The following is a 17522-nucleotide window of genomic DNA, read 5'->3' as shown; positions in this document are numbered from 1 at the left end:
GCAATACGCCGCGTGAATAACGCGGTCATTGATTGCGAATGATGAACGGCACTGTTTGAGCAATTGAACAGTGCCGTTTTTATTTGCGCTGACAAATGGATTTTTGCAATAATCAACCGGGGTTATTGTTTAACGCAGCGGGGAGGTTTAATGATGTTTTGCAAGCAACGTGGTTTGATTTATTGCGCAATTGCTGCGCTGGGATTGGTGACGAATTCGGTCTTTGCGGAGACGGATGGATTTATACCGGAAACGCCGGCGATGATTAAAAAAATTAAGGCGTGGGAGGCGTGTGCAGAGCGGGTGACAGCGCGGGAAGTTAAGATTTGTCAAAAAGCTGGATATACAGTTTGCATTGGCAGTAGTGGAAGAATAGATGAGGTTTTCACGGAATGTGGATATAAACCCAGCTCACAATTAACAAAAAAGCAGATTGAAGAAATTGATAGCAACTGTCAATCGGCGTCTTCTATTTGCGAGTATAAGTGTTCTTTTTGGGATTATGGCGATGACAGCACTGTTTGGAAATTAGCAAGTAAACGCTGCGCTCGTGTGTATGCGGCGAATGCAGGGAAACGCGCACAGGAAGAAAAAGAGCGCCAAGAACGATTGAAAAAAGAAGAAGAACAAGCGCTGAAAAAAGCAGAAGCAGCGCGTCAAGCCAAAGCATTGGAACGCGCAAAACCTTTCAGCATTGAACGCAGTTATCAAATCACCGACAATTACGTTGGCGTCATCATTCGCACTGATCGCGCCCGTTTCATTAAATGTGCATTGGTCAATGCCGACGATGACTATTTGCGCGTTGATACCGAAATTGTGACACCGCCGGTTGATGAAATGACAATTCGCTCAGACGGCGTGAATTGGACAGCAGTTAAATGCTGGGCAACAGAATTAAAATAGCGTTAATAAGTCACGCACTAAACCCAATCATCATTCCGGGAATCTAGCAATACAGCGCGGCGTGATTCCCACTTTCGCGGGAATAGCGAAAACCAATTCAGCAATCATGTTGCCGCAAATGATATTTGCCATATTCAATCCCGCACTTGAAAACGGCACTCCAATTCCGGCAAATCCACATTCGCCACCGCCACCTGCACCACCTGATCGAGCGCCAACTCCCGCCGCGCCCGCAACCGCACCTCCAGCGCCAGCGCGGGAATCAACGCCACCGTCCGCCGCTCCTCCTGCTCAACCACCACCGCCTCACCGCGCCACGTCGGCGTATGTTCTTGTAAATAAACCAATTTCCAGTGCAAATTCGATTGCCGCTCGGCCCGCCGCGTCGCCGCCGCGACGGTATCCGCCTGCGCCATGCGCGCACTAATGTCCGCCGCCGTCAACGGCACCTCCCCCCGCGCTGCCGCCCGCAATTGTTGATGCACCAACAAATCACCGTAGCGCCGCAGCGGACTGGTGACGCGGGAATACAGCGGCAACCCCAGTCCGGCGTGCGCGCCTGGCTCGGTACTGGTGCGCGACGGCTTGAACTGCCGCCGGTACGCAAACATCGCCGCCAACGTAGTCGGCTGTTCCACCCGCTCCGGCGGCGGTTGCAACGCAAACGGGATCAGCAATTGCTGGGCGTGACAAAATTGCGCCGCGGCCGTTCCCGCCATCAACATCGCCTCCGCCACCAGCGCCCGCGACGCCAAGCGCGGCAGTGGGCGAATCTGCACCGCCCCGTCGCGCACCCGCACCGTCACCTCGGGAAACTCCAACGTCGTGGCATTCGCCGCCAGCCGCCGTGCGCGAAACCGCTGCGTGATCGCGGTCAGCTCGGCAAACGGCGGCTCGGTCAAGCGCAACTCGGCGGCGGCGTAACTCAAGCGCGTCACCCGCACCCAACTCGGTTGAATGATTAAATCGGTCAATTCCCCGTCCGCCGTGCAGTGCATTCCAAATGATAATGCCGGTGACGTGTCTAATAACCCCAACCCCAGGTGTTCGGTAATTGCGGCCGGCAACATGTTAATCACCCGCTCCGGCAAATATAAATTCGCCCCCCGCGCTCGCGCTTCTAATTCTAATTCACTGCTTGGTGTCACCAGCGCGGCCACATCGGCAACATGAACCCATAAACGCTCACCGTCCAAACTAATGGCATCATCGGGGTCTTGATTACCCTCATCATCAATGGCAAAGGCGGATAAATGGGTTAAATCTAACCGCGTTTCATTCGGCAACGGCGGGACAGTTAATTCGGGATTTTCTAATGCCACGCCGCACCGCAGTGGATACGGATTATGCTGCGTTGACCAGTGTTTCACTTGAATTAAAAAGCGATGCGCGCTGGCGGGTGATTCGGGCAATTCGAGCAATTGCAATAACCGCGAGGACGGCGCTTGTTGATACGCCAACCGCTCAACTTCCTGCAAACGCGGCGCATCCTCGGGCAATAATTCCGCCGATTTCAGCCGCGCTAAAAACGCCTGCCAATCCTGCTCCGCCCGCAGTTTTGCCGCCCGTTCCGCCTGCTCCCGCGCAATGATCTCGGCGGTACGCGGGCGGATGGCGGCGGGCGTCCCGTCAAAATACACGCCCGCCATCACCACCTGCCACGCCGCCCACGCGGTCGCCGGCGTGTCGCTGCCGTACAACAGGTCGGCCAACTCGCGCAACGTGGTCGCCTCGCCGTCGAGTAATTGCCACGCCTCCTCGATGTCACCGGTGCAGGGCGTCAGGTCGGTCAAACTGCGCAGCGGGCCGGGGTGTAATAGCATCACGTCTTTGAGACGCACCCGCTTGCGGTCGCCGTCGGGCAGCTCGATGTCAATTTTGTCGCTGACTGAGCTGACGCGAGCGGGGTGGTGTTTGTATAAAACGAGGCTGTCATTGGCGAGAATGGAGGGTGAATTAACCACGATGATCTTGCTAATTAGTCAGTGAATGAGAGGGGCGGGTGGAAGTGACTATAATACGGCGCCGGTGCGGCGGGAGTGAGATTTTTAACTGTGCGATTGGTGCGAGGTGAAAAATGCTGTGATTAAACGCGAGTAGAATAGTGATTGAAAAAACCAATTGATGGCGGCCCGCGACGCACGGGTGAATAGCGCTGGAATGACGCAATTACACTCCCGCTTGAGAACCCGCACAATCGCGTGATTAATTCCATAATTCACGCGGATAATCCTGATAAATACTGTTTAATCCACGATAATAGCGTTGTCCGGCCGTTGCAATACGCATCAATTGCAATGGCGACACCGGGTGACGTTGCACGCGCATTGGCACTTTCATTAACGCATCATGCGCTTGTGCTGCGAATAATTGCGTAAAGCGCCGCAATGGAATGGCCGTCGGAGTTAATGGGTGCATACAATCATGCAAATCATGTGGATTAGTCACCCAAATACGCGGCTCAATTGCTAAATAATCGGGCGTCCCCGGCGAAGGTGTGCAAACGGTAAAACTGCATTGCACGGGCGGTAATTGCTGCACATAATCCCGCAACCGCGCAAATTCTATTTCACCGTATTCGGGTTGCACCATAAACGCCGCATGAACTGCAATCCCGAATGATCGCAATGTTTCTAATGCACGTTCATTCGCCGCCACCGTTCCGCCTTTCGCAGCGCGTTTTAATTCGTCATCGGTTGGGAATTCAAAACCTAGAAAGGCCGCATCCAATCCAATTGCCCGCCAGCGGCGTAATAATTCAGGAGAACGATTCACAGTGGTAGCGCGAGTCCAGGCAAAATAGCGTTTTTTAATTCCGCGGGCGGCAATGGCTTCGGCCAATTCCCACGCAAAGTTTTCGCAAATAAAGTTTTCATCATCACTGAAATAAATGTATTTGGCAGTTAATCCTGCTAATTCATTTACAACGGATGCTACCGGGCGCGGTTGATGCAGTCCATTGCATAAATGCGGCACAATACAAAAACGGCAGTGCATTCGGCAACCCCACGAGGTGCGCACCATTGCCACTTGATGAAATAATGGCTGCCAACGCGGTAATGATTCACCCGTCCACACGCTATAATAATGATGCCCCTGCCATAAATCACGGCGCGGTAATGGCAAATTAGCCGGATCAGGAAATTGCGGCCAATGTTGTTCTTCATCATCGCACCAAGTTTCATTGGTTAATAATACTTGCGGAATGCCGTTTAATTCCCGCCCGGCGGCAATTGCATTCACAATTTGTTGAAATGGCGCGCACCCTTCACCACGCACAATTGCATCAATTGCTGGAATGCGATAATCACGCGGCGCAACGGTGGCATGATGTCCGCCAACGACAATGCAGGTGAATGGTAATGAACGGCGAATGAACGCGGCAATCTGTTTAACAATGGATGCCTCGTGACTATAGCCAGTAATGCCGACTAATTGCGGGCGGAATTGACGCACCGTGTGAAATAAAACTGCCTGCGGCCAAGCGGTTAAACGCAAATCTAAAATACGAATATCGTGCTGCGCACCAGCCGCGGATGCAAGATAGCCCAACTCTAATGGTTCGAGTAATTGAAAGGCTTGCAGACCGTGAATAGACCGCAGCCGTGCTTTGGGTTTAATCAATAGAATACGCATGAACGGTCGCCTCAATTTCAAGCATTAAATCGCGGCGGCAAATCGCGCCATTTAAATATAAGATGGGAATTGTTTCGCCAAGCCAAGCGCGTAAATACGAATTAACTGAGTTGACATCAGCAGGATGGCGCAAATAGACTTTGAGATGATTGATTAATAACGGTGCGGTGTTTTTTGGCAATAATTGCTGTTGTGCTTGATTAACAATCCGTTCTAAATTGCGGTGCGTTTCTTGTAATTGACGTTGCAAATGATCAGGGTGCATGGTGACATGGCCAACAATACTCGCGGTGCCAGAGATCATTAATGTGTGGTGCTGTTGCGCATCACAATATGATAAAGCCCGCGCAAATGCTGGCGAGCGCAATCCGTATTGTATTGGGTAATAATAGGCGCTAATTTGGCGGGGATTTTCTAATGTAATGCCGGCGTGGCGACTGGCCAGCAAGTGAATAGAAACCCCGCCGGTATCCGTCCCAATTGCCGTCGCAGCGGGTAATGAATGCGAATCAATACCGCATTGCGTATAAGCCAAAGCGCGCCCCGTACAGAATGCGTGATAGCGTTTAACCCCCATTACTTCATCATTAATACCCGCCAGATAATGCCAAATTCTTAATAAATTCGGGCAGGGCGTTTGTTGCACGAAGGTTAATAGTCGGCTGTATGCTTGATAAATATCCTGTGTGAATTGCGCGGGTGGTGGTTCGGGGATGAGCAAGTGCGCAAATAATAACTCGTCACTCAACACATAACCAATTTCATTATGCCAACCCGATTGAATCGCTGCCCCAGGCGGCAATTGCCAGCTTTCATAATTGGGTGACGGCATGAGTAAAGGGGTGCCAATGGTGATGTCACACGGGTTATTGATATGACGTTCGTGCTGCATTCCATAACGAATCACGGCGAATGGTGCAGGGGTTGAATGTGCGAATGGATCAAGTGCGGGTGGCGCCATGAGATAATTAAAAACAATCGCCGGATGTGACATAACAACTTGCACCGAAAGAATTGATTAATTGATTATTCCCATCGTTTTATTGCAACAGTCTCCTGCGACTGCCATAAAAACCACGTCATTATAAAACCAATGGTTAATCCAGTGTGTTGTTTGACTAATGGGCTGTCAGCAAATACCGCGTGGCTCACATCATCATAGACTGCGTAAAGACTGAATAATTGATTGCGCTGGCGATGATAAAGACTGGTGCGTAAGCGCGTCCCAGCAAATCCCGCAGTTGCAGTATAGACCGGCCGCCAGTCGGTGGCGTCTTCTGAATTAACTTGGTAATAATAACGGTGTAATGCAGCCGAACTCCAGAGTGCCTCGGCACTGATTGACCAACGCCAGGGTTGATTCAAAAAATTGAATTGATGACGATAAGAAATACGCGGCGCGGTTGTATAACCAACCTGGCGTATTTGCTCGCCAATGGCTAATGCAGTACGCACGGGGAAATCAACAATGATCGCCTGTTGTTGAGTCGGGGATTGCCACGTTTTATAGCGCAGCATTGCGCCAATTTCTAATAATGGATCCAAATCATCCATACCAGCGCGGGCGGCATTATCATTAGTCACGGGTACATTGCCATAGGCGCTCAGATTGAATTCTAATTTGGGCGTGAGCTTGACAATACCCTGAATGCCATCGGTATTACTGCGCAAATATTCACCGCGATAAATGGGTAATAATACGGGATACGGGTAAGTGTGCGTTTCATTAGAACCGCGATAATCCGGTAATTGAATCAAGCCACCACCAATGCCGAGTTCCCAACGCGGCAGCGATTCCGCATTCAAATTGCTGGTGTGGTTTATCAATCCCGACAATAATAACATCGGCAATACCCAGGGTCGTTTAGCCATCGTTCACCTAGTCAAATCTGCAATGAAGCACTGTTGAAAATGGGTTTATGTTGATTGCCGCTGCCACAAATGACGTGGGCGCACCCCAATTAAAAATAATGTCCCCAAGTAAATCAAGATAGCCATGATAATTAAACGTAATAATCGTAGGCTATCAGCCGCTTTACTCATTTGCAACCACTCTTGATAACTGCCCATCATTAACCACAACCAGATTATCATTATTAAGGTGGCAACAACAATGCGTTGAAAGAATTGCCACCATTCAACAGTCATAGACCAAGCGCCGCTTTGTAATACAGCGCGTAATAATAATACGGCATTAAATAGTGATGCGAGTGCGACAGATAAGGCGAGGCCAGCGTGACCCAGCGGCCAAATAAAAATGGCGCTCAAAACTAAATGACAACCGACCGTCAAAACGGCAATTCTAATTGGTGTTTGCGCATCCCCGCGGCTATAGCAGGCGGGCGCTAATACTTTAATGGCTAATAATGGAATCACGCCCAGCGCATACGCCATTAACGCATAGCCGGCCATTAACACGTCGTGGTCGTTGAAGTGTTCTGAATGAAACAACAAGGCAATGATCGGCACGGCTAATAAACATAACCCGGCGGTGGCGGGCATTCCTAAAAATAGAATCCAGCGCACGGCTTGATCGAGTGTGGAATGAAACTCGTGCGCGCTGCCTTTGATGTAGGCATGGGCTAATAATGGCACGATGGCGGTGCCTAATGCGCTGCCCAAAATACCGAGTGGAAATTCGAGCAAGCGTTCGGCGTAATAGAGCCATGAAATGCTGCCGCTGGCCAATAATGAAGCAAAAAAACTGGCTAATAATAAGTTGACTTGATGTGCCGCAACGCCGAATACGTTTGGCCCCATGCCAGTTAAAACGGTGCGCACGAGCGGGTCGCGTAAATGAAACCGCGGCCAACTGAGTAGGTTTAAGCGAATTAACGCGGGTAATTGAATTAGCACTTGCGCGATGCCGGCGATTAATACGCCCCAGGCGAGTGCAAAAATTGGTTGATCTAAATGCGGAGCAATTAAAAAAGCGCAACTGATGAGGCTGATATTTAATAATGCGGGCGCTAATGCTGGCACGACAAAGCGTTGATAAGTATTTAACACCGCGCCGAGCAATGCGGTTAAACCAATCAAAATTAAATACGGCAAAGTCAAATACAGCATGTCTATCGCTAAAGGGCCGCGTTGTGGATCGAGGGCGACGCCCGGTGCTAATAAAAAAATGACCAACGGGGCGGCGAGGCTGCCTAATACGGTAATGATAAATAAACTGACGGTGAGTGTGCCGCTTAAATTGGCTAATAAACTACGCACGCCAACATCGCCGTGTTGGGCATGTTTGGCAGTGAATAACGGAACTAATGTGACGGCAAAGGCGCCTTCGGCAAATAAACGGCGGGTTAAATTCGGTAATTTAAATGCAATAAAAAAGGCGTCAGTATTAGCATTGGCGCCAAAGAGTTGGGCAATGACCAAATCACGCAAAAATCCCAGGATACGCGAAAATAACGCATAACTGCCGATTTGCGTGAATGGTGTACTCAGGTGACTGAATTTAAATGGTGGCATTGTAAAAATGGCATCGTGTTGTTAAATGTCGCGGCGGAGTTTATCAGTTTTATACAATAAAAAACCCCAGTCTTCAATCAGACCAGGGTTTTAGGAATGCGGCGCAGTGAATGATAATCACACAGCAGTTGCGTGAATAACCAACCTTCCCGCTGTCCAGTGATTGAGAATGAACTCGGCTAATGCGGCGGGTTGATTCAGCGCCAGCAGCGGCAACGAATAGTCAGTAGTTGGCGCGTCGCTGACTAATGCAATTAAATCAGGATCGGTGTAATAGTGCGCGTGATCGGCGGCGATTGATTGACTATGCTGCGTTCGTTGCACGGCGATTTTGGGATAATGGGCGCGGTGAAATCCTTCAATTAACACCAAATCAAATTCGGTTGAATCAAACCGCGCCAGCAGCGGTAATAAATCCGCTTCGCCGCCCTCGTGTAATAATACCCAACGCTGTTCACTAGCAATAATCACTTGCGCGGCACCGGCGGCACGAATGACATAACTATCTTTACCAGGTTGGTCAATATCAAACACATGATGGGCGTGTTTAAGATAACCGATGCGCAGGCCGCGCTGATTTAACAGTGGAATTAACTGGCGTAATAAAGTGGTTTTACCCGTGCCGCTGGGTGCAATGAACCCAATGCACGGCGGGTAATAAACGGCGCTCTGAACGACCGCGTTATTGACCATCCGCGACCCCGGCTTCGGCAAAGGTGGCCATTTCACTTTGTAATAAACAGGCGTGGCGCAGAATAGGCACGGCTAATGCGGCGCCGCTGCCTTCGCCTAAACGCATTCCTAAATCTAATAATGGAGTTAAGCCTAATGCGTCGGTCATGGCGCGATGGCCGGGTTCGGCGGAACTGTGCGCGGCAAACATCCAGTGTTCAATTCCCGGGCAGAGGCGTTGCGCGGCTAAGGCGGCGGCGGTGCTAATAAAACCATCGACTAAAATGGCTAATCGGCTGTGCGCGCAGGCAATGTACGCACCGGTCATGGCGGCGATTTCAAAACCCCCTAAACACATTAAAGTGGCGAATGGGTCTTTGAATTGATGATGATGTAATTCTAATGCTTGGGCGACTAATTGCCGTTTATGTGCCAGGCGTTCAGAATCAATTCCAGTACCCGGCCCGACTAATTGCGCGGGATCGGCATTTAAATACGCGCAGGCTAATGCGGCGGCGGCGGTGGTATTGCCAATGCCCATTTCGCCGCCAATGAATAATTGCGTACCGCCGCCACGCGCACGGGCAACTGCGGCGCGGCCAACGGCTAATGCGGTGCGTAATTGCGCATCGGTCATTGCCGCTTTTTGAGTGAAATTAGCGGTTGATGGGGCAATGATTTCAGAGCGAATGCGCGGGTCGGATGCAATGGGTACGACGCTGCCCAAAACAATTAACTCAATTCCCGCACCTAATGCGCGGGCTAATACGCTAATTGCCGCCCCGCCACGCGCCATGTTGGCGACCATTTGCGCGGTCACTTCCTGCGGGAAAGCGGAGACATTGTCGGCAGCGATGCCGTGATCGGCCGCGAAAATCACAATCCGCACCCGTTTGACGCTGGGCGTGACTGTGCCTTGCAAACCAGCGAGTTGAATCGCCAAATCTTCCAACCGCCCCAGCGCGCCGTGAGGTTTGGTCAACTGTGCCTGACGCGCCAGCGCCGCCTGCTGTGCGTCTAAATTGACCTGCGCGGCAGGCGTGTAAAACCAATCATCCAACCTCTTCATTAACCACGGTTCCCTTTCAATATCACGGGTAATCCGGCAACACATAACCACACTTGCCCGCAGTGCGCGGCCAGTGCCTGATGCAATTCACCAGCAAGATCGCCGTAGCGCCGACTAAGCGCGTCAGCGGGAATAATGCCTAAATTTGTTTCATTGGTCACGAATATTACCTGACCTGGCAGGTGGGGGAGGCGGTCGTGCAGCGCGGTTAGTTCACGTTGCAATTGTGTTTCATCACCCGCGCAGAGCAGATTGGTCAACCACAGCGTCAGGCATTCCACCAACACGCAGTGCTGCGGACTGGTGGCGGCGGTCAGCGCGGCGGCTAAATGTATTGGTTCTTCAATCACTTGCCACGTTGCCGGGCGACGCGCTTGATGGGCGGCAATCCGCGCTGCCATCGCCGCGTCACCCGCCGTGGCCGTGGCCAAATACCGCACCGCCAAGCCCGACTCCAGCGCCCGCTGTTCGGCAAAACGGCTTTTGCCCGAGCGCACGCCGCCGAGGATGAGCGCGTGGTGATTGGTCACAATTTAATCCCGATCACAATTCAATCCCAATTTGCGCGGCGATGCCGGCGGCGTAGGCGTGTTTGACCGAGCGCATCTCGGTGACGGTGTCAGCGTAATCGAGTAACGCGGCGGGCGCGGCGCGGCCGGTGATGATGACATGTTGCGCGGGCGGACGGGCGGCTAAACTGGTCAACACGTCGTCGAGCGGTAATAACTGCAATTTTAACGCGATGTTCAATTCATCCAACACGACGAGCGCGTAGTCGGGATTGCGCAAATATTCAGCAGCAACTGACCAAGCGGCCGCGGCACTGGCACGATCCCGCGCCTGATCTTGCGTCTCCCAAGTGAAACCCGCGCCCATGACGTGATACGCCACCAACTCAGATTGGCGGAAAAATACTTCCTCGCCCGTTTCACCTCGCCCTTTGATGAACTGAATCACCGCCACGCGCAAGCCATGCCCCAGCGCCCGCGCCACCATGCCAAATGCCGACGAACTCTTGCCCTTGCCAGTGCCGGTCAGCACCAGCACCACGCCGCGAGTGATGGTCGCCTGCGCCAGGCGTTTGTCCACGACGGCTTTGTAACGCTGCATTCGCTGCTGGTGACGCGACGGGGGCGCATTGTCAGCGTCAACACTATCAACAGGATCGGACGGCGGTTTGGTCATGGCATCATCTGTCCAACTGGGGGAATTCTGAAGCGACCGTCACGGCGCGCTGTTCTAACAAATCGCACCACAGATGCCCAATGACGATGTGCGCTTCTTGAATGCGGGCGGTATTGGTCGCGGGAACGCAGAGGCAATGGTCACACAATTGACGCATTTGGCCGCCGTCGCCACCGCTTAATCCAATCCGCGTCACGCCCAACTGCGCCGCCGTCTCCAGCGCCCGCAGCACGTTCGGGCTGTTGCCGGAAGTGGATAGCGCCATCACCACATCACCGGCACGGCACAGCGCCGCCACTTGCCGCGCAAAAATCTGGTTAAACCCGTAATCATTCGCCACCGAGGTCAAAATCGAGGTGTCGGTGGTCAGCGCAATTGACGCCAACCCCGGGCGCTCGCGGGCAAAACGCCCGACTAATTCTGCCGCTAAATGTTGACAATCGGCCGCGCTGCCGCCGTTGCCCAGCCAAAAAATGCGCCCGCCGCTGGTTAATCCCGCCCACATTTGGTCGGCAATCTGCGCGATTTGCGGGGTCAAGGTCGCCAAATCGCGGATCACGGCAAGGTGCGCGGTCAAAGTGGCGTGAATGAAGTCTGAATCCGACATGCGGCTATCGTAACTGAGTACAGGCGGTGATTAAAAGTGGCGGCTACTGTTATACTTGCGACATGAGTGTATGCGAAAATAACTAAGTAACGAAACAGTGAAGTTGCGATCACGTCGCCGCCCGCTGTCTTCCAAACATCTGCACTGCTGGCGCGGTACTTGCCTTAACTTGACCAGGGTGTCGAGCAACCAAGCCCCAAAAGGTGCCGGGTTAAACTACGAGGATGAGGAGAAACACACATGAGTTTTGATGCGTTAACAATTGGCGGGTTGCTCTTTGCGGTCCTGTCGGGCGGGTTTTTAGTCGGCGTGGTCAGTCACAACCGCCCCGCCAGCGAGTTGCGTCACGTCCAACCCATTCACGTTCAACAGACTGACGCCGGCGAAGTCACCGCCAGCAATGCTAATGATTCCTAAATCACCGCTCACGCCGCGCCTGAGCGTGAAAATGGTTGATTTAATTGCAATAATTTAAACAAGTCATGCGCGGGCGCCCGCGTCGCCTTTGTACAACAATCCAATTCTGGGCAGCAAGCCACTTTGCCGCAGGTGTAGTTTTAAAGCTACCACTGCGGCTTTTTTTTCGAGTCGGCGGGTACGCCGTTACCAGTCACGATTGCAAAGTGCCAGAATGACCGCCGGCCAGTTCCTCGTCAAAAATCGCCAGCACTTCCTCCAAAGTGGACAGCACTTCACGGCGGATGGCGACAATGTCCGGATGGCGATTCACCGCCCGCTCGGTTTCCGTCCACGCCGGCGGCAGGGGTTTGGAAGGACAGGGCAGGCTCAGACCGTGACGCAGCGGCGCCGGATTGGTGGTGGTGAGGGTTTGGAAGGCGGTGAAGGGCGTGAAGTTTTGCATGGCGGTGTTACTCGATGATGTGGTGGAGTTGGTGACAAAATAGCGGTACGCAGATCGCTATTGCCGCGAGCCAAATGGCGTGGTGTTCCAGGTGAAGTTGTACTGGGAAGTGACAAAATTCTCGGGAATTTCAACAAAGCCCGCGTAGTTGGTGCAGCGACAACCGACGGTGCATTGCGGGCTGGCGCTGCCACCGCTACCGTCGGGGCAGAGTGGATAAACGGTTTGATCGGGAATGGCAATGACGGTTGGGGTGCCGGGATTTTGGATGCTGATGTCACAACTGGCCACGCCGGTTGGGTTGCAGCGGCACGGTGCGGCGCTAGGGCCGGGCAAACCGTCGCCGTCAATGTCAGTTTGGTACAGACTACAGCCGTCCGCTTCGTTGATGCACACGCACGCGCTCGGGCAGAACGAATCCTCGCCGCCACCCTCGCCGTTGGGACACACCGGCCAAATCATCTGCTGCACCGTGTCGGTATAGGACGCGCCGGGGTTGAGAACGTCCAGATCGCACGAGGTGCTGCCATCGGCGCAGGCGCAATTGTATTGGTTGCTTTCCGGCAATCCATTATTATCCTGGTCAATTGACCATTGCACACAAGCGGCGTCTAATTTGCGTTTATGACCAACGCGCATGTAATACGGGCCGGGCGCACCTAAACCAATTTGCCACACTTGCGGTGCGACAGTCGCAGTGGTATCAGTGGTGGTTGAGGTATTCGTATTAAATGCCATTAACGGCGTGACCAAATCAGGATCAATTCCCTGCCATTGAATCGCGTAAATGCCATTGACATCATAAATCTGCACGAACCAATCGCCCGCCGTGCAATTCGCCAGATCACAAAAGCCCAACTGCACAATTTCATTGCCCGGGCTATTATAAACAAACCAATCATCTTCGTTTTGCAAATATTGACAGCTTTCAGTTGTACACAGCGTCGCATCAAAGCGCAAGTTAATTAAACCAAACGCGGATATGCCGCGTGTAATAAAGGTCGCCTCGGCGGGTGAATTATTCGGCTCAATTTCGGCATTGTAAGTGCCGCCCGGAAAGTTCGGCGTATTATTCGGTGACGGCTCCAATTTAGCCGCTAACACATAGGGTTGGAAATTAAACTCGGACAAGACCGGCTTGACCACGATATAATACATGCCCGCCATGCCGAGTGTGGTGCGATAACTAATACCGCTGGTGGCGTGTTCAACTGAGGTGAAATTGGTATTAAACTCAGTCAAGGTCAACCCCGCCGCATTGCGAATAGACACCGTCCAACCGGCGAGACTACAACGGCTATAGTTGTATTCCGTCCCGCTCACTAAATTGGTGCGCGTTTCAATAATACAATTGCATTGCAGCGACAATTCACCTGAATCGGGATCAATGCGCGTCTGGCAATTATTACTATTCAAACTCGGCAGCGCGAAATTGAGCGTCAGATTATAATTCGGTTCATTGGTGACGACGTAATACCAATCCTGATCTGAGGTGCTATAACTCTGCCCCCACACATTGGTTTCTAATGCCATGACATCGGCACTAATCCCCGTGTCATTCGGCTCAGTTTCGCCGTATTCCGCCGGCGGCAATACATTAGTCAAGTTAATCGCACAACTGGCCGGATCAAAGCGGCAATCCGCGTGACCGGCGATCTTGCCGTCAGAAAACCCCGCCACATAGCCCGAGTCATACTCGGTCGTGACTGGCGTGGACGGCTCCGGCGCCACCAGTCCCGCGCTCACCCCCAGCGGTAGGGCGCAGCCGATCAGTAACAGCGAGTGAAGAATCCGACGTATCATCTTGTTTACCCCGCACTTTTGCGTGTGAATCAGCGGCAGCCGCGCTCCCGCTGGGCGCCAGTCTTTATGGCAGTATAGTCGAGTTTTATAAACCTACCGCGAAAATAAAACAAGTCAAAAGAGTGCAGTTTGACACATAAGCGATGTATTCTCACGCATATCGCGTCTAACCTGTTGAAAAATCAAGTAATACTGCGCTTTTTTCACAAGTCACTTCAACTGTCGCGTGTGACCAACATCGCCCGCCCGCCCGTCGTGATAAGACAGCGCGGGTTGTTTCGTGGTCAAATGCGCGTTATTTTTAGCGATAATTGCAACCTTTCCCCACCATTTCACCGAACGAGAATCCCCATGCGCAGCCACCTTTGCGGCCTGCTCGACAGCAGCCTGATTGACCACGAAACGACACTGTGCGGCTGGGTGCAGCGCCGCCGCGATCACGGTGGCGTCATCTTTATTGACCTGCGCGACCACAGCGGCGTGGTGCAAATCGTCTGCGATCCCGACCGCCCCGCCACCTTTGCGCAGGCCGAACAGGCGCGCAGCGAGTACGTTTTGCAAGTTCGGGGCCGGGTGCGCTACCGACCGTCCGGTACAGAAAATCGTGATTTATCAACGGGTTTGATCGAATTGTTAGCACTAGAGTTAACGATTCTCAACCCCGCCGAGCCGCCACCGTTCCAACTCGACGACTATCACGGCGACACGTCAGAGGAAGTGCGGCTGCGGTATCGTTATCTTGACCTGCGGCGGCCGGAGATGCAGACGCGGTTGCGCAAGCGGAGTTTGATTGTAAAAACCTTGCGTAACTATTTGGATCAACATGACTTTTTGGAAGTTGAGACGCCGATTCTCACCCGCTCCACCCCCGAAGGAGCGCGAGATTATCTCGTCCCCAGTCGCGTCCACCCGGGCGAGTTTTACGCCTTACCGCAATCACCGCAGTTATTTAAACAATTGTTAATGATGTCGGGCATGGATCGCTATTATCAAGTTGCCCGCTGTTTTCGAGATGAGGATTTACGCGCTGACCGCCAACCCGAATTCACGCAATTAGATATAGAAGTCTCATTCTTGAATGAAGACGCGCTGATGACGTTAATGGAAAACATGATTCGGCAGGTATTCGACACGGTATTAGAAGTGCGCTTGCCCGATCCATTCCCGCGTTTAACTTATAGCGAAGCCATGCGGCGTTTTGGCTCAGATCGCCCCGATTTGCGTATTCCACTTGAATTGATTGACGTGGCGGATTTAATGCAAACCGTTGAATTCCGCGTATTTGCCGAACCAGCCGCTAATCCCAATGGCCGCGTCGTTGCATTGCGTGTTCCTAAAGGCGGCGAATTATCGCGCAAAGCAATTGATGAATATACGCAATTCGTGTCAATTTACGGCGCCAAAGGTTTAGCCTATATTAAAGTCAATCAATGGGCAAATAACGGCCGCGACGGATTGCAATCACCAATCTTAAAACACCTGCCTGATGCCACTATTAACGGTATTATGGCGCGCACTGGTGCGACGGATGGCGATTTAATCTTTTTCGGCGCCGATAGCGCGTCAGTTGTGAATGAAGCAATGGGCGCATTGCGGGTAAAACTGGGGCGTGATTTAGCATTATTCACCGATGAATGGCAGCCGCTGTGGGTAATTGATTTCCCAATGTTTGAATACGATCAGGACGCCAAACGCTGGACGGCATTGCATCATCCATTCACCGCGCCCAAACTCGATCAATTAGACCGATTAGAAACTGACCCGGGCAGTTGTTTATCACGGGCGTATGACATGGTCTTAAATGGCAGCGAAATTGGCGGCGGCTCAATACGAATTCACCGCGCCGAGGTCCAGCGCCGCGTGTTTGAATTATTAAACATCAGCCCCGAAGATGCCGAAGACCGCTTTGGCTTTTTATTACGCGCTCTGCAATACGGCTGCCCCCCGCATGGCGGCATTGCATTCGGCATTGATCGGCTGGTGATGTTAATGACCGGCAGCCAGTCTATTCGGGAAGTCATGGCATTTCCGAAAACCCAAGCCGCGTCCTGTCCATTAACCGGCGCACCGTCCGAAGTGAATGAAACGCAATTGCGCGAATTAGCATTGCGGCTACGGACGCGGACGTGAGTATGCCTTTTTTAATCACCGATTCTATTTCACCGCCAATGAAAACTACCCCCGCCACTATTCGACCCGAATACAAGCGTCCGGCGTCCGTATTAGTGGTGGTATTCACGCGGGCGGGTGAGTGTTTACTCATGCGCCGTATTCAACCGCAACGGTTTTGGCAATCTGTCACCGGCAGTTTGCGCCCGGGTGAAAATCCGCGTCATGCCGCGCTGCGTGAATTGCGCGAGGAGACGGGATTACTTGGCGCCGCGCATTTAATTAACCTGCACCAATCGCGCTTATTTCCAATTATTCAAGCCTGGCGGCAACGCTATGCCAAGCATCATCATTTTAATCGGGAATATTGGTTCGGTGTCTGCTTACCAGAGCGGCGGTTTATTCGCTTAAATCAAGCCGAACATAGCGAATATCGTTGGTTACGCTTTGATCGTGCATTGGAATTAGCCAACTCTTGGACGAATCGCGCCGCGCTGCGTTTATTAGCACCGCTGGTCAACAGTTCATTGCCAATTGCCAGCGCTGTTTAATCCGCTGCATCCATCAATTGCATGAACAAGTTATTTCAATTGACTGGGAGATTCATTTGCCGTGAAACGTTTAGATGAACGTGCCAAACAACGCCTTGCCGGCGTGGCGGTAATCGTCATTTTAGTCGTAATTTTCGTGCCAATGTTAATTGAAAACCAGCCCGCTACTTCGGTGTCGGGATTCGGTTTACCGATTGAAATTCCCCCGCCGCCCGAGGAAGTTGAATTAGATTTAGCGACCTCGCCGTCCATTGCTGGCACGGGTGAAAGTTTATTGCCAGGGACTGTGTCCCGCTCGCCGCCACCCACGCAAGTCGCGCCACCGCTTGTCAATACCGCCAATTTGCCTCGCGGGCCGTTATCAACACCCGCAACCGGGCCAAATGCCGTGCCAAGTAATAGCGCGTCGTGGGTGGTGCAGGTAGCGAGTGTGATTTCTGCGCCCGCCGCCGAAAAACGACAAAATGAATTGCGGCAGCGCGGCTACCCAGCCTTTATTGAAATCGTGGATGTCAATGGCACTCGTTATTACCGGGTGCGGGTTGGGCCTGAAATAGATCGTCTTCGTGCCGATCAAATGGCGGCCGATTTACGCATTGGCAGTAATGACCAACCAATTGTGCAACGCTACCGCTAATATTGCGTTAT

At 52.4% G+C, this 17522-nt stretch carries 18 protein-coding genes; 5 read left to right on the top strand and 13 right to left on the bottom strand.

The genetic code is table 11. From position 1 onward, the window contains the following. Positions 1-150: 150 nt before the first annotated feature. A complete protein-coding gene (locus HUK38_RS02795; RefSeq protein WP_238787395.1) occupies positions 151-906 on the top strand; it encodes an ATP synthase subunit B family protein in 756 nt (251 codons plus the stop codon). Between the two features lie 134 nt (positions 907-1040). Here HUK38_RS02795 and HUK38_RS02790 read toward each other — a convergent pair whose 3' ends face one another. The 10 genes from HUK38_RS02790 to HUK38_RS02745 all read right to left on the bottom strand — a co-directional run bounded on the left by HUK38_RS02790 (position 1041) and on the right by HUK38_RS02745 (position 11549). Continuing rightward, a complete protein-coding gene (locus HUK38_RS02790) occupies positions 1041-2870 on the bottom strand; it encodes an RNB domain-containing ribonuclease (protein ID WP_182582294.1) in 1830 nt (609 codons plus the stop codon). 241 nt (positions 2871-3111) lie between these two features. Then, the gene (locus tag HUK38_RS02785; protein WP_182582292.1) at positions 3112-4542 is read right to left on the bottom strand and encodes a B12-binding domain-containing radical SAM protein; all 1431 of its coding nucleotides are present in this window, start codon (positions 4540-4542) and stop codon (positions 3112-3114) included. Continuing rightward, complete coding sequence (locus tag HUK38_RS02780; protein WP_182582290.1) at positions 4523-5536, bottom strand: chorismate transformation FkbO/Hyg5 family protein; 1014 nt, start codon at positions 5534-5536, stop codon at positions 4523-4525. Before HUK38_RS02780 ends, HUK38_RS02785 begins: the two co-directional genes overlap by 20 nt. 32 nt (positions 5537-5568) lie before the next feature. Then, entirely contained in the window at positions 5569-6414 is an 846-nt protein-coding gene (locus HUK38_RS02775; protein WP_182582288.1) for a MipA/OmpV family protein, read from the bottom strand. A gap of 45 nt (positions 6415-6459) precedes the next feature. Continuing rightward, entirely contained in the window at positions 6460-8016 is a 1557-nt protein-coding gene (murJ, locus tag HUK38_RS02770) for a murein biosynthesis integral membrane protein MurJ (protein ID WP_182582286.1), read from the bottom strand. Between the two features lie 117 nt (positions 8017-8133). Further along, positions 8134-8745: a molybdopterin-guanine dinucleotide biosynthesis protein B gene (mobB, locus tag HUK38_RS02765; RefSeq protein WP_338065345.1), complete on the bottom strand. Its 612-nt coding sequence runs from the start codon at positions 8743-8745 to the stop codon at positions 8134-8136. After that, the gene (cobT, locus tag HUK38_RS02760; protein WP_182582282.1) at positions 8699-9757 is read right to left on the bottom strand and encodes a nicotinate-nucleotide--dimethylbenzimidazole phosphoribosyltransferase; all 1059 of its coding nucleotides are present in this window, start codon (positions 9755-9757) and stop codon (positions 8699-8701) included. Before cobT ends, mobB begins: the two co-directional genes overlap by 47 nt. Beyond that, positions 9757-10287, bottom strand: coding sequence for a bifunctional adenosylcobinamide kinase/adenosylcobinamide-phosphate guanylyltransferase (gene cobU / locus HUK38_RS02755; RefSeq protein ID WP_182582281.1), 531 nt, complete (start codon positions 10285-10287; stop codon positions 9757-9759). Before cobU ends, cobT begins: the two co-directional genes overlap by 1 nt. Before the next feature lie 13 nt (positions 10288-10300). Continuing rightward, positions 10301-10942 (bottom strand): cob(I)yrinic acid a,c-diamide adenosyltransferase, encoded by a 642-nt coding sequence (gene cobO / locus HUK38_RS02750; protein ID WP_182582280.1) that lies wholly within the window; start codon positions 10940-10942, stop codon positions 10301-10303. A 4-nt stretch (positions 10943-10946) separates the two neighbouring features. Further along, the gene (locus HUK38_RS02745; protein ID WP_182582278.1) at positions 10947-11549 is read right to left on the bottom strand and encodes a D-sedoheptulose-7-phosphate isomerase; all 603 of its coding nucleotides are present in this window, start codon (positions 11547-11549) and stop codon (positions 10947-10949) included. A 240-nt stretch (positions 11550-11789) separates the two neighbouring features. Here HUK38_RS02745 and HUK38_RS02740 point away from each other — a divergent pair, with 240 nt between their 5' ends. Further along, positions 11790-11966, top strand: coding sequence for a hypothetical protein (locus HUK38_RS02740; RefSeq protein ID WP_182582276.1), 177 nt, complete (start codon positions 11790-11792; stop codon positions 11964-11966). A 193-nt stretch (positions 11967-12159) separates the two neighbouring features. On the opposite strand, the gene HUK38_RS02735 is transcribed toward HUK38_RS02740, so the two are convergent. The 3 genes from HUK38_RS02735 to HUK38_RS15325 form a co-directional block, all read right to left on the bottom strand. Further along, positions 12160-12411 carry a hypothetical protein gene (locus HUK38_RS02735; protein ID WP_182582275.1) on the bottom strand — a complete coding sequence of 84 codons (252 nt, stop codon included), beginning with the start codon at positions 12409-12411 and terminating at the stop codon, positions 12160-12162. Between the two features lie 57 nt (positions 12412-12468). Next, on the bottom strand, positions 12469-14214 hold the full coding sequence (locus HUK38_RS02730) for a hypothetical protein (RefSeq protein WP_182582273.1): 1746 nt from the start codon (positions 14212-14214) through the stop codon (positions 12469-12471). Positions 14215-14424: 210 nt separating this feature from the next. After that, entirely contained in the window at positions 14425-14550 is a 126-nt protein-coding gene (locus HUK38_RS15325) for a hypothetical protein (RefSeq protein WP_275284995.1), read from the bottom strand. A 15-nt stretch (positions 14551-14565) separates the two neighbouring features. On the opposite strand from HUK38_RS15325, the gene aspS reads away from it, so the two are divergent. From aspS to HUK38_RS02715, 3 genes are all read left to right on the top strand, one after another. Further along, a complete protein-coding gene (gene aspS, locus HUK38_RS02725; protein WP_182582272.1) occupies positions 14566-16344 on the top strand; it encodes an aspartate--tRNA ligase in 1779 nt (592 codons plus the stop codon). A 2-nt stretch (positions 16345-16346) separates the two neighbouring features. Next, a complete protein-coding gene (gene nudB / locus HUK38_RS02720) occupies positions 16347-16874 on the top strand; it encodes a dihydroneopterin triphosphate diphosphatase (RefSeq protein ID WP_238787393.1) in 528 nt (175 codons plus the stop codon). A 61-nt stretch (positions 16875-16935) separates the two neighbouring features. After that, positions 16936-17511 (top strand): SPOR domain-containing protein, encoded by a 576-nt coding sequence (locus HUK38_RS02715; RefSeq protein ID WP_182582270.1) that lies wholly within the window; start codon positions 16936-16938, stop codon positions 17509-17511. Positions 17512-17522: the final 11 nt, after the last annotated feature.

The sequence above is a fragment of the Thiospirillum jenense genome, assembly GCF_014145225.1.
Lineage (GTDB): Bacteria > Pseudomonadota > Gammaproteobacteria > Chromatiales > Chromatiaceae > Thiospirillum > Thiospirillum jenense.
Note: the sequence above shows the minus strand (reverse complement) of the source record. Positions and strands in the feature narration are given on the sequence as shown.